Raw genomic sequence first — 14467 nt, 5'->3', positions numbered from 1 at the left:
GAGGAAGAAATAACCGTTAATCCCCGGCAGCAGATTTCTATACGTCCTATTTGGAAATGATTGTTGCAGAAATAAAGTGGAAAAGATAGAATAACAAAAGCCGCTTACTTCACAGTGAACGGCTTTTAAAACACTTTATTTAGAAAACACCCTATCAAATAGAGATGTTTTGAAAGTTCAGAAATCAGATATACTCCTTCTTACAGACTTATTTATAAGCAGGATTCTGATCATTATTTGTCAGTTCTCCATTAGCATCAATCTCTGCTTGCGGAATAGGTAATTCAAATCTATCAGAACCAGCAGGAAGGTCTAATTGACTGGTCCACAAATCGTGTCCGTCAACTCCAGTTCTTGTCAATGCCAAACCTCTACGTTTCATGTCGAATAGGCGATGTCCCTCTGCAAATAATTCACGCCTTCTTTCTTGTTGTATCTCATCTGCTAAACCGGCATCCGTTCCACTATATTTATCCAATCCACGAGCTATCCGAACAACATTTAATGCTTCTTTAGCCACATCATAATGCTGTTTGTCAGCAGCTAATTCAGCAATAATAAGATACATCTCAGAACCACGCAACATATTGAAAGAGCCTTGTCCCATTTCATTGTTACGACTATGAATCTTTGTTGTCAAGTATCCTGTTTCACTGATATAATCGTTTATTTCAGAATCTTTCGGGAACTGAGTTTTGCGTATATCTTTATCTTCCATTAGATTAATCAAAGCCTTTGAAACTCGTAATGAGCTATAACCAATAACAGCATCTTCATAATCATCTCCACACAAATACCAGAAAGAGGGTAATGAAAGATAGAATTGATTATCATCAGTTGGACATTCGAAAGCCCAAAGTGTTTCTGAGTTAACTTCACAGAAATCAGCTGTGTAAACTGCCGTATTCATCAAATTAACACCTTTCAATGCAGCATTGGCATGTTTGATGCCATTTGTTTCATCACCTAAATCCAAATACAAACGTGCAAGAATTCCATGAGCAGCATTCGCACCGATATATGCCTTGGATGAAGAAGAATGCTGGTCCAACAATCCACATGCTTTTTCCATGTCAACGACAAGCTGATTATACACATCTTTTACCGTAGCACGAGGAAGGTCTTCTGTTCCAGAAGAAATACGTAAAATTATGCTCGGATTATCCGGGTACTTGTTTACAGGTTTGGCATACATTCTTACTAAGAAATGATAAGTATAAGCTCTTAGAGATAGCGCTTCACCTTCAATTCTGTTACGCTCTGCACTTTCTGCCAGGTTTCCGATATTATCCAAAATGGCATTCGTATTATCTATGATACTGTAACATCCCTTCCACGGGTCATCAGTATAGGTACTTCCTGGAGAAACTGTATATTGATAAGGAGACACAAAACGTCCATAATTGTAGTTGGGGTCAGGTGTCACCAATGCGTCATCTCCCATAATGTCAGGCAAGAAGAAAATATATTGGTTGGTCATATGAGCCAACCAGCCATTGGTCAACCAGTCATAAGCACCGGTCAACACTTGCTGCGCACCGTCTATCGTAGTAAAGGTGTTAGAATCGGACATTTGGTCCGAAGAAGTAGTATCCAAAAAATCATCACCGCAATTTGCCAAGCTAAGACCTATTGCAAGTGCTATTATAGTTTGCTTTATTCTATTCATCGTAATCTCAATTTTAAATTAGAAACCAACATTTATACCAAATAAGATTGTACGAGGCAATGGAACCGTACCTGCACCGTCCAATACTCCGGTTACACCTCCCAATTCCACATCGTAACCTTTGAAACTACCATCCAAGTTCCATACACAGATATTCTCCAGACTTCCAAAGAAACGTACTGTCTCCAACTGTATCTTCTGTGTCCATTTTTTTGGTAGAGTATAACCTAAGTTGATATTTTTAAATTTAATGAAATCTGCATCGTGCAAATAGCGGCTTGATGTAGAATGAGAACTTGAAGTGTTATTGGGCAAGAATGCAGGATTCGGAGCGTTTGGATTCTCTTTTGTCCAATAATTCGCTTGATCTTTGATGGCTTGATAACCGTTGTTGTTACCATCATTCAGCAAATTGGCTTCGTACGCATCATATATCTTTCCTCCAAAACTATAAGTAAAGAGGAATGAAAGGTCTAATCCTTTAAATGTAAATGTGTTATTCAAACCTCCAAATACATTGGGAAGTGCAGAACCAAGTTTGTATTTGTCTGCAGTAGAGTAAGTTGAAGTGGTAGTTCTTTCACCTGTCGGATTACCTTTATCATCTTTTACGTCTTTATACCAAAGTGGAGCACCGGTTTCTTTATCTACTCCGGCCCATTCTTGCATGTAAAATTCATAAAGGCTGTAGCCTACCGTACGAACTTTTGTACCAACAACTTCCTGTTCTTCGGGATAAGAAGTGATTTCATTCTTGTTAAAAGAGATATTGAAGTCGGTTCCCCAATTAAAGTCTCCGGCTTGAATATTTAGGGAATGCAAATCTACTTCTATACCAGAGTTGCGCATACCACCCAAATTAGACATAATTATGTCCAACCCCGTAGAACCGGCTAAAGGTTTTTCCAATAACAGTTCATCAGAGTTTTTGATATAATAGTCAATGGATCCATGCAGGCGACTGTTAAGTACTGCAAAATCCAACCCCACATTGAAGTTTTTGGATTTTTCCCATGACAAATCAGGATTTGCTAATTGAGAATGTCTGAAGCCAGACTCTCCGTTATAATTGGCTCCACCTTCATAGAAGGCTTGATAACCATATAAGTAATCAGATGTTTTGTTACCTGAAGTACCATAGCTGGCACGCAGTTTCAAGTCATCGAGCCAAGTAATATCTTTCATGAAGTTTTCTTCGCTGATACGCCAATTTAATCCGACACTCCAAAATGTACCATAACGATGTCCCGGTGCAAAACGTGAAGAACCATCGGAGCGGATACTGAATGAGGCAAAATATTTATTCTGATAATCATAATTTAATCGACCAAAATAAGAAAGCATGCGCTCTTTACCTGTTACAGAACCTACTTCTTGCGGAGTAGCAGCTACATTCAGCTCTGTCAAACCACCAATTGGAAATTTTGTTCCTTGTGCATAAGTGCGCTTGTACTCTTTATTATAGATTTCATAACCAGCCAATACCGAGAAGTGATGGTCTTCCTTTATGTTGAAATTATAATTTAATGTACTGGTCAATCCAAAAGTGTTGTTCCAAATGGCATATTTGTACAAGCGTCCTTGTGCAGCTTTACCATTACCATGCTCCGCATTATACCATTGCGTTTCATCCAAATTGATATAATCATATGAAAGACTTGTTTTCCAATGAACTCCATAAAAGTTGAAATCCACGTAGGGATTTACCAAAACACGGTATGTGTTAGTTGCATATTTGTCAGTTTGTGCAAATGATATAACATTCATATCCTGAAATATGGGATTCTTGAAGTTATAAAGAGGTTTGCCATTCTCATCATATTGCATTTGGAAATTTTCATCCAAATCATATACTGGAACAGCATTGGGTAGGAAAATACCATTAGTCAAAGGACTAGCACCGCCACCTCCACCTACAGGAGTGTTTTGTTTTGCCAAAGAGAAAGTGGAATTGATACCCATACTGAACCAAGGTTTAATTTCTGTTGAGACATTTGCACGACCTGAATATCGTTCAAAATCCGAACCAATCACAATACCCTCTTGATTCATATATCCCATAGAAATGAAGTATTTTGATTTCTCGTTTCCTCCATTTACACTGATATCGTATTCTTGTGACATCCCGGTTCTGAAGACTTCATCCAACCAATCGGTATCAATCATCAATTGAGCGCCAGATGTCAAGTCGCCAGAAGCATCCAGAGGGTTAGCAACATTATATGGATTTCGCCCATACATGCTTTGTGTGGATTTGTTGGCTGCAGCAGAAGCTTCTTCTGAGGACATGCCTTTAGCAATATTATTATTATAGAAGCCTCCATAATACAGAGCATAATGTTCGGAGGCATTCATCAAATTATAACCACCAGAAGGGAGTTTGGAAGATGACATTTGAGCTTTAAAGCTAACCTTGGCTTGTCCTTTTTTACCCTGCTTCGTTGTAATCAGAATAACACCATTGGCCGCACGTGATCCGTACAGAGAAGCAGCAGAAGCATCTTTTAAGATGGTAATAGACTCAATATCATTCGGATTTAAGTTTGAAAGTGGATTTGCACTTGTCCCATATTTACTGGTATTTGCAACTTCACTTAAGTTTGCAGCTTCAATAGCAACTCCATCTATAACATAAAGTGGGGTACTTGAGGCAGACATAGACCCGATACCACGAATACGTACCTGTGTAGACGAACCCGGTTGACCGGAGACACTTGCGATCTGCAGTCCAGGAGACAATCCTTGTAATGCTTTCTCAAATGAAGTAACTGGAAGCTTTTCCATATCACTGGATTTGATAGTAGCAACAGAACCTGTTAGTGAGTTCTTCTTTGCAGTACCATAAGCTATGACTGTTACTTCATCAAGAATTTCACTGTCGGACTTTAAGATGACTCTTAAAGAAGGTGCGACAGCCACCTCTTGCGTTTGCATACCAACATACGAAATTAGCAGAGTTTTCGCGGAACTACACTTTTGCTTATTTTGTTAATAATCAGATAATTATGCTATGTGCTAGAAATAACTATAGCGAAATTTCCTTTCTCACAAGGTATGTGTATGGGGGGGGGCAACGCATAAAACCTTACTGCTGTGATACTATTTGTAGGATTAACAACCAGGTTATCAGATGTATACCATAAAGTTAATACGCTGCTTAAAGATTTTAAATGATTCTTCCTCTTATATGAAGCATGTCTTTTGTCAATATCTATCATCCTAGCTGCTTTCAATGAAGTATTTACTCTACATTGTCATTTTATTAGCGAAACTACTAAAATCTATGTAAAAGAATATTTCAATAGCTTCAGAAAACAGCAAATTCAAAACTTTCTGATTGGCTAAACAATCAAGACAACAATTGTTTCCTCATAGCAGTTTTCATCATTTTTGCTTCCACGCTTCCACCCGTTCCTTATATCCCTCTATTTATCGGCATTACAGATGCTGTGGAAGCAATGCAAAAGTGTGGAAGCAAATTTTGCTTCCACACCTCCAATCAGTTTAAATATTGATAACACACCAATGTTAATCTTCTATTCACACTATGCTGTATCTAATTGATTATAAATAGTTTCTTGCTGCAAGATTTTGCAAACCTATTGCAGTGATACTGCAAAGCTGTTGCAGTGGTACTGCAAACTAATATGCAGTGGTACTGCAAACAATATGCAGTGGTACTGCAAACAATATGCAGTAGTACTGCAAAACGTATGCAGTGAGTTTGCAGCGAGCAGGTTGAAACAGAATAGTGAGTGAACAGACTTTAAAGGAGAAGTATATGATGATATGAAAGTGCAGTATTGACTATGCTAAGTTCGTGTTTTTTTAGGCAAAGGCATGAGTGCATGGTTCTTTTCTAAATCATGTACTATAGTCATATCCATTACATTCGTATACACTTGTGTGGTTTTAACACTTTTATGCCCCAATAATTTTTGCACTGTTGTAATGTTTACTCCATTATAAATCAATAGAGTTGCATTAGTATGGCGAGCGGTGTGAAATGAAATCTTTTTTGATAAACCGGCTAGGCGGGAAATCACAATTAAATTTTTGTTCACATTAGAGTTATCCCTTAAATGAAAGAAGCTTTGTAAGTCATCCCGATATTTGTCCAGAATAACAAGCCCTTTTCCTTCGAATAAGAGATAAAGAGGTAATCTGACTTCTGTACTCGTCTTTATGGATTTATAAATTAGCCAGGTTTCTTGACGGATCTCCACGATGTTATCGGGTGATAAACTGATAAAATCAGAATATCTCATTCCTGCATAGCAACAAAACAAGAATGCATCTAAAGTCTTCTGCAATTTAGTATATCTGCCAGCCAAGCTTAATTTCTCCAACTTCTCCAGCTCTTCAGGAGATAAGTGCGTATGCTTGTTTTCTATAGTTTTAATCTTGTACTTTCGAAAAGCGTATTTTTGTATCTCTATATAATCCTTGTTGATGGCGACATTTATATGTCGCTTCAGATGCTTCATATGTTTGGCTATCGTATTTGTGTGATAGCCTCTTGATTGCAAGAAATATTCAAAGGAGGATATGAATTCGAATGTTAAATCAGAAAAGGTTACATCCTTTTTGAACTGTTGTAATAATGAAAGAGTGGAGAGGTGATTTCGTTTTGTACTTTCTTTCAGAGCAGAGTTTGCTATCTCTTGTCTACAAAAAGAAATAAAAGAGGTTTTGTTTTCGTTTGTGCTCAAAACCTCCTTTAGTAACTCTAATGAAATACGCCTTCCTTGCTGCCACAATTCCAACTCTTTTTTTTCTATCATAGCCATAAATTCATATATCAATCTATTCAGTGCATCCGCATTAGGATGATTCTTCACGATAAGCTTTTTATTGTCCCATTGTTCTGGCTTTAGATAAACTTTGGTGGAGAAATACTTTTTCTTTCTGTCCAAATAGGCTTCTACTTGCACTAACGCCATTCCTTTTTTATTCAGGCTTCTTTTTCTGTTGTACACTAGATTGTAAATAATTTTACTCATTTTGCTTGATTTTAATTAATACTAATAACAAATAAGACGATATTCTGTGCTCGGTGAGAATAGAATAAGAATTAATATCTCTAAAAAGTGTCTTTTTGTGTTTAGCTATTAATCGGTATTTAATCTCCGGAAATTCTCATTTTGTTTCAAAATCAGGTATGTTTTTTGTTTTAGCAGCTTGTTTATTAACCATTTTGTTTTAAAATATGTGTATTTCTTGGAAAAATCACCTTGAAAGAGGGAATCATAGTGATAGTAAACATAAGCCGGTTTAGGTTTTTTAAGTATGAAAAATCTGTTATTAAGCATAAAGTAGCGTATTTAATTAACAAATTGATAGATTTACAAGGTTTTTTCAATAAAATAGTTGTTCGTTTCAGTTTTATTAATATATTTGCATTTTGTTAGAGTAAAGAAACAATTAATGTAAAGTTAAACTTTAAGAGAGAATTTATGAAAAGAAAATTAATGCTGTTATTGGCCTGTCTTTTTGTTGGAATAGGCCTAGTAACTGCCCAAACCCAGAAGGTTACAGGTGTTGTAATTTCTGAAGAAGACGGGCAGCCAGTTATTGGAGCCTCTGTATTGGTAAAAGGTACACAAGTTGGTGCTATTACCGGTGTAGATGGTGATTTTACATTACCAAACGTACCAAGTTCCGCGAAAACTCTGGTGATTTCATACATCGGTATGAAGACTCAAGAAGTGGTAATCAAACCGAGCGTAAAAGTGGTTATGATGCCTGATACAGAGATACTTGATGAAGTAACAGTAGTGGCTTATGGCACTAAACGCAAACAAGATTTGGTGGGCTCTATCAGCAGTGTAAAGAATGAGATTATCAGTAATTCACAAGCTACATCCGTGTCCAATGCACTAGAAGGAGCTGTGGCCGGTTTGCAGGTTGTAAGCTCTTCCGGCCAGCCGGGACAAGATGCCAATATCGTATTGCGCGGTATCGGTTCTATTTCAGCCAGCAACAATGCGCTGATTGTAGTAGATGGTGTGCCCTTCAACGGTAAGTTGTCGGACATCAACCCTACGGACATTGCTTCAGTGAACGTGTCGAAAGATGCTGTATCCAACTCTTTGTATGGTTCCCGCGCAGCTGGTGGTGTGGTCATGATTACTACCAAGACCGGACGCAAAGACAAGGTGGCCATCAACTTTAACGGTACCTGGGGTGTGGCACAGCGTGCGTACAAAGATTATGATATGGCTACTGATCCGGAAGAGTTCTATCGTTTGTCTTGGTATGGTCTTCGTAATACCTATTGGGCGGCTGGAAAATCCATTGAAGACTCTAATTTAGCAGCCAGTCAGGATTTACTGGGCGAACTGGGTAATTACAATGCTTATATCATCCCGCAAGGAGAATATTTAGTAACACCTGATGGAAAACTTAACCCCAATGCACGTTTGCGTTATAATGATTCGTTTGCCGATGCCTTGTTCGACAATGCCTTCCGCCAAGAATACAATGTATCTGCATCGGGTGGTAATGACCGTACAGATTTTTATGTATCTATGGGCTTTCTGGATAATGACTCTTATGTGTTAGGTTCTTCTTATGAGCGTTTTACAGCTCGTGCCAACGTTAACTCCCAGTTGAAATCCTGGTTGAAGGTAGGTACCAATGTAGGATATTCCAAAGCAACTCAGAATGGTGTACAAGAGAATGCCGGAGCTGCCTCCAATCCTTTCGAAGTAGCACGATCTTGGGCTCCTATCTTTCCGGTTCATGCCTATGATGCAGAAGGTAACATGAAATATTATGAGGATGGAAGCCCCATGTATGATGCCGGAAATGGTGAAACAGACGGTACATCTAAACGTCCTACGGCTACTAACCAGAATGTGATAGCCAATATGAAAGAGGATATTCGTGAAACTGTGTACAATAATCTGACTTCACGCTCGTATCTGGAAATCTCGTTCTTGAAGAATTTCAAGTTTACAGCAAACTATAGTTATGATTTCACGAACAGTAGCCAGACAGTATTCTACACTCCGCTCATCGGTGACGGACAGTCTTTCGGTGGTCGTGGTACAAAAGGAAGCTACAACACTACGACTACCAACTTCAACCAGATTCTGGCTTACAGCAATGTATTTGGCGATAACCACCACCTGTCGGCCAAGATAGGTCACGAGTACTACAAGTATGAATATCAGTATTTGGCAGGACAGAAGACCAACTTTTTTAATCCGAACAATCCGGAACTGGACAACGGTGGACAAATGCAATACATCAATAGCTACACGGCAAACCATAACATCGAGGGTTATTTCGGTATGGCAGACTACGACTATAGCAATAAATATTACGTTTCTGCCGCTTTCCGTCGCGACGGTACTTCCCGCTTTCTGGACCGTTGGGGTAATTTCTGGTCGGTAGGTGCTGCTTGGCGTATTTCCAACGAAGCATTCATGGAAGGTACAAATTCTTGGTTGAACGACTTGAAACTGCGTGCATCTTATGGTACCCAGGGTAATGAAAGCATCCTTTCGGAATATGACTATGCCTATGTATACACGCCTTATCAAGACCAATACACAGTTACTTGGAATGGTTCAGAGCTGGGTTATTCACCGGAATTCTACGGTAATCCGGACTTGACCTGGGAAAAGCAGAAGACTTTTGACGTGGGGGTAGATTTCCGTCTCTTCGATAGAGTATACGGTTCATTCGAATATTTTTATCGTCGTACGGACGATATGCTTTTCAAGCGTCCCGTAGCTTTCTCTACAGCCGGACGGCCGTATAACTGGGAAAATCTGGGTGCGATGAAGAACACTGGTATAGAGTTTGAAGTGAATGTGGATATCTTCAATCAGTCTGACCTGAAGTGGACGGTATCGCTCGTAGGCTCCCACTACAAGAACCGTATTGTGACATTACCCGAAGAAAACCGTGAAAATGGTATCACTTCCGGTCCGTTCAACCTGCGCGAAGGTAAGAGCCGCTTTGAATACTATACTTATATGTATGCCGGCATGGACGAAAAAGGAAATGCCATGTGGTACATGGATGAGACAAACGAGAAAGGGGAAGTGACAGGCCGTACTACCACCACCACTTATGCAGACGCAACCCGCTACTTCATTGGAAAATCTGCACTGCCCGATTTCAACGGTGGTTTGAGCACTACTTTCTCTTACAAGGGAATTGACCTTTCTATAGCAACGGCTTTCCAGATTGGTGGCTATGCTTATGACTACTCTTATCTGTCCGGCATGAGCTCTTCATTCTACGTAGGTCATAATAAGGATATGTGGAAAACATTCAACCCTGAGACCGGTCAAGGTTCACTCCCTATTTGGAATGCCGACAATGCTTCCAACTCTTTCACTCAGCAATCAGACCTCAATCTGGTAAAGGCCAGCTACTTCAGCATCCGTAACATCACTTTGGGCTACACATTGCCGAAGAACTTGATGCAGAAATTGGGTGTTGAGAAACTGCGTATCTATGCTACGGCAGATAATCTCGGCTTGTGGTCCAAACGTCAGGGATTTGACCCTCGTGTGGCAATGGCTGGTTCTGATAATGAATATGGAGGCTATTCTCCGATGCGTGTGATTTCCGGAGGTATCAACCTTACATTCTAAACTAAAAAATAAAATTGTATATGAAGATAATGAAATATATGATGCAGGTGCTTCTTGTCGGGGGCCTGCTTACATCTTGCATTGAAGATGCTGACGTTACCGCTTATTTGACTGAAGACCAACTGGGCAATGTGGCTCAGGAAGATCCTGATAAGGCTTTTTCAGCTGCTGTGGCAGGTATGTATACTGATATGCAACAGTATGTTGACGTCAATATGAGTCACAACTATTTCGGTCAAAAGAGTTTTGATTACTTAACATCGCTGATGGGCAACGATATGATTATGACCGGACGTTTCGCTATGAGTATGTATCATTATTTGCTGGATTACTGGCAACAGAACTATACTCCGACCAACAACCGTTGGAAAGAGTACTATCGTGTCATAGCCAATGCCAACAACATCCTCAAGCTGATTGACCCCAGCAGTGAAGATCCCGCCAATTTGAAATATCGTGCCATCGCCCTTGGTTTCCGTGGCTACGCCTACTTACAACTGACTTACTTATACCAGCATTCCTACTATACCGGTGCGGATGGAACGAAATGGGGCCGTGGAGAGAAATATGACTTCTCCCAGTCTCCGTGTGTACCGCTTATTACAGAGGATACGGAAGGTGACCAGCCACGTGCTACTGTAGCCCAAATCTATGAACAAATCAAGAGTGACCTTACCACTGCTTTCGACTTGTTCAAGAATTTGGATATGACGCGTACTTCCTCACCCACTGATATGGATGGCTGCGTGGTAGCTATGCATTTGGCTCGTGCGAACATGGTTATCCATGAATGGGATGAGGCGATAAAGTATGCGCAGGTGGTGATTGATAATTTCCCTATATTGCAGAGTGAAGACCAGATACTCCAAGGATTCAGTAATATCAGCTTGCCGGATGTAGTATTCGGTAGCGATGTTACAGCAGACAATAGTACAACTTATATGTCTTTCTTCTCGCAGATGGATACTTATGGCGATGGTTATGCCGGCATCGGTGTATGGCGCGCTGCCTTTAAGCCATTAGTAGACCGTATCGCGGATACTGATATCCGTCTGCAATGGTTCTGCTGCGACCGTTCTACAGGTGTAACAGATGATTCCGGTAATCGTATAACATTGATTCGTGACACTCAGTCTCCAGTTGCCGTGGAATACCAAGCCGTAAAATTTATCGGTACAGGTCGTGATAACATCAAGGCCGGTGTGTTCAGCGGATGGGAACTGGGAGATTATATTTACCTGCGTTCAGAAGAGGCTTACATGATAAAAATGGAAGCTTTGGCTCACAAGGGTTCTGCTGAAGCAGTGACTGAACTGAATAGCTTTATGAAGACCCGCCAGCCCGATTATAATTACACTTTCACGAACAAGGCTGACCTGATAGAGGAAATCATTTATCAGAAACGTGTAGAGTTCTGGGGTGAAGGTTTGGAATATATTGATAATCGTCGTTTGAATATTCCTGTAGATCGTACAGACGAAACTTGGGGTGCAGAAAATAATAATCACTTCTCTGCCGGTAAGTTCCGTTATAACCAGGAAGATAGGCCGTTCCTTTACCAATTACCTCTCTCTGAAATAGAAAATAATTCTCAGCTTTCTCCGAGCGACCAGAATTAATACTTCAAAGGACGTGTTATACGGAAAAATGACACAGAAGCGCTATCTGTACAGACTAATCAAGCTGCATTACCCCAACAATAATAATGCGACAACTATGATGATTCATCCGGTTGAACATACCGGAATTTCATAATAAAGTGTTTTTGAGAAGCCACTCATTGTGAAATGGGTGGCTTTTCTTCAATATCCCCCAATCTATCCGCTCAGGATTGTGTTTAATTTCCACCAATTCATAAAATGAAAAAATACAATATCGGTCTTTCATCCGTTGACTTCAATAAAAGTGAGGTTTTACCGATGCGCCTTCTTCCTACTAAAACAGGCAATATAAACGGTTATTTTTTCAATTGTTTGCATTATTCTTCATAGCTTAAAACAACTCGATAAATAGTAATTTTGTAACAAAGGCAAACCCGAGGAGGCAAGACGGCTGAACTGGGAACTGGAGAACATCAAGGCTCAGATCGGCAAGACGAAAGCCCAAAGCACCTACCGGGTGTCAATAGAGTCTGTTGCCGGTTTAATCCACGGCACTTTCTCCACATCAGCAAGAGTAACCTTATATCCCGACACGTATGCGGCAATCATCTGCTTACGTTCCTTTTCAGACAAGTGCTTCATCAATTCTACAACCGACTTTCCACCCAGACTGAATCCTGCCAGAATAAACGGACGAGCTTGGTTATAATTTATGAGGAAGTGGAGAAAGCTGCTGTTGCATCTTTGAAAGACACATCCATATATCTGCGCGTCATGGTATCTTCATTGAGTGTAGCCTATAAATCAAGGGTAATATGCCTATAATGAAGAGAATAGAAGTTGTTTCCCAATGCCATGTATTCAGCTACCTTGGCCATTTCGGTTTCCATGTGTACACGATGTTCGGGTAAAGACGAGTCTGCATAGTGAGAAACAAGGCTGTCAGATGTTTTCCAGTCAAACTTCCAAGCAGAAGGAATGTAAAACACATCAACGCCGTCGCCTTGGTCGTTGCGTTCGACATACCACATTTTCGATTCATTATAATCGGGAGCAGCCGGAACAAAGACTGCTACTTTCCTGCTTCCTGTATGTACCTTGTCACATCCGCAAACGAAGCAAACAAGAAGTAAAATGCACAGCAAATTACCTGTTTCATAGACTATTTCTTACGATCGTAAATATCGCGAAACTCTCCCTTAATATTCTCGCCTGCTTCCGGATCGAGGGTTTCATCCGAGTAGAGATATTTAAGACAGTTTCTTGCTTTATACAATTATATAAGATATATGAAATTAACAAATTTATTCTCCCGGATATTGACTGGGATGTGTTTGGCGGTCTGCTTAACAGCCTGTGAGAAGAAGTATTATATTGAGGTTATGGAAGATGCTGATAACGAAGAAATTTCAATGAGAGATTTGCATGTAGAAGCATTATCGCAGAGTTGGGCCGCATTTAGGGGATATGATTATATCTCGCCACTTTTTGCTTATCCGGCTCCAAGTATCAGTAAATATTATAAAATGGGAGACCGGTTTGAAGATATGGTACTTGTCTTTGATAATCCGGCTGCCGGGCAAGAAATCCATGTGACAACGAAAGCTTCAGCCCTCAATGAAGAGAGAACGGTATCCATGCTGACAACTGGAGACGAGCGTATCGAAATGTTTTTTCCTATCAAATGGAAATATGAAAAATTCTCTTCCATAAAGTCAGCAATGCCTATTACGATGGAATGGGAGATCAGAATGAAAGGAAATATAATTTGTCAATATTCCAAACAATTTAATGTATCCCCCTTTCAAGAAGATATATACTCTTTTTATTGGGAGCTGGATAATCAAGATGATAAGGATTATGTTGCTTATTTGAAAACGTTCGATTGGGCTGAATATCCTATTAGAGAAGGTGATGAAATATGCTATTTGTCTTTTGAGCCTTTTTTCTTTGGTCATGTTTCACCCAATAATCCTATGGTAAATAAGCTGAAACTGGAAGCAATAAATGATATCCCAAACATAAGAGATGGATTTTTGGGTTATCAGTGGGGAAATGAATATGTCAAGGAGTAATTGGCTGCATTTTATTGGTTGATGAATAAATATGGAGTAGTATATTCTTTTGAGGGAACGCACCTGTCTACTTTTGCCGAAATGTTTAATAAAGGCCAGTTTTTTTGTACCACACAAACTTGTGCAATGGCAAGCCTTTGCCTGAGCGTAGGACTAAGTATTGAATTAGTAAAGATACCCGGGCACATGTATCTTGTGGTTCTCGATCAGGAAGGTAATCCTTTATATCCTATGGATTGTACTGCTATTTGGAAACTGGACAAAACTTTACCTTTTGACAAACAAATAGAGATGAGCCGTAAAGATTTTGAATATATGCTGGAACTGAGCACGGCAGTGTATGAAGAGAATTTTCCTTTTATAGAAGCGCAGAATTCTAGCTATTTTGTTCTTCCCATGACATCTATGGAATATAATAATAGTGGATTCCTTCCATTGACATGCCTTACATTTCCGGCAATGCACGTGGCATTAACGAGAATGTTCGTGTGACTTGCCACAAAGCAG

8 protein-coding genes and 1 pseudogene are annotated in these 14467 nt (G+C 39.8%); 4 read left to right on the top strand and 5 right to left on the bottom strand.

Annotated elements, in window-relative coordinates; all coding sequences use genetic code 11:
- Nucleotides 1-208: 208 nt before the first annotated feature.
- The 3 genes and pseudogenes from ITJ87_RS06405 to ITJ87_RS06395 form a co-directional block, all read right to left on the bottom strand.
- Entirely contained in the window at nucleotides 209-1669 is a 1461-nt protein-coding gene (locus ITJ87_RS06405) for a RagB/SusD family nutrient uptake outer membrane protein (RefSeq protein WP_005824584.1), read from the bottom strand.
- A gap of 18 nt (nucleotides 1670-1687) precedes the next feature.
- Nucleotides 1688-4627 (bottom strand): annotated as a pseudogene (locus tag ITJ87_RS06400) (SusC/RagA family TonB-linked outer membrane protein); the annotation flags it as partial.
- A gap of 854 nt (nucleotides 4628-5481) precedes the next feature.
- Nucleotides 5482-6672, bottom strand: coding sequence for a site-specific integrase (locus ITJ87_RS06395; protein WP_117599260.1), 1191 nt, complete (start codon nucleotides 6670-6672; stop codon nucleotides 5482-5484).
- 453 nt (nucleotides 6673-7125) lie between these two features.
- Between ITJ87_RS06395 and ITJ87_RS06390 the strand changes: the two genes are divergently transcribed.
- A complete protein-coding gene (locus ITJ87_RS06390; protein WP_230391794.1) occupies nucleotides 7126-10284 on the top strand; it encodes a TonB-dependent receptor in 3159 nt (1052 codons plus the stop codon).
- A gap of 20 nt (nucleotides 10285-10304) precedes the next feature.
- Nucleotides 10305-11903 (top strand): RagB/SusD family nutrient uptake outer membrane protein, encoded by a 1599-nt coding sequence (locus ITJ87_RS06385; protein WP_117599254.1) that lies wholly within the window; start codon nucleotides 10305-10307, stop codon nucleotides 11901-11903.
- Nucleotides 11904-12395: 492 nt separating this feature from the next.
- On the opposite strand, the gene ITJ87_RS06380 is transcribed toward ITJ87_RS06385, so the two are convergent.
- Both ITJ87_RS06380 and ITJ87_RS06375 read right to left on the bottom strand, forming a co-directional pair.
- Nucleotides 12396-12650, bottom strand: a complete 255-nt coding sequence (locus tag ITJ87_RS06380) for a DUF3089 domain-containing protein (RefSeq protein ID WP_117966373.1) — start codon at nucleotides 12648-12650, stop codon at nucleotides 12396-12398.
- Nucleotides 12651-12682: 32 nt separating this feature from the next.
- Nucleotides 12683-12916, bottom strand: coding sequence for a hypothetical protein (locus ITJ87_RS06375; protein ID WP_022275876.1), 234 nt, complete (start codon nucleotides 12914-12916; stop codon nucleotides 12683-12685).
- A gap of 258 nt (nucleotides 12917-13174) precedes the next feature.
- Here ITJ87_RS06375 and ITJ87_RS06370 point away from each other — a divergent pair, with 258 nt between their 5' ends.
- Together ITJ87_RS06370 and ITJ87_RS06365 are read left to right on the top strand one after the other, a co-directional pair.
- Nucleotides 13175-13960 (top strand): hypothetical protein, encoded by a 786-nt coding sequence (locus ITJ87_RS06370; protein ID WP_147327331.1) that lies wholly within the window; start codon nucleotides 13175-13177, stop codon nucleotides 13958-13960.
- Nucleotides 13961-14452, top strand: coding sequence for a hypothetical protein (locus ITJ87_RS06365; protein WP_117966364.1), 492 nt, complete (start codon nucleotides 13961-13963; stop codon nucleotides 14450-14452).
- Nucleotides 14453-14467 lie beyond the last annotated feature (15 nt).

This window comes from Bacteroides sp. HF-162, assembly GCF_015679285.1.
Classification (GTDB): domain Bacteria; phylum Bacteroidota; class Bacteroidia; order Bacteroidales; family Bacteroidaceae; genus Bacteroides; species Bacteroides uniformis.
This window is presented reverse-complemented; position numbering and strand designations above follow the sequence as displayed.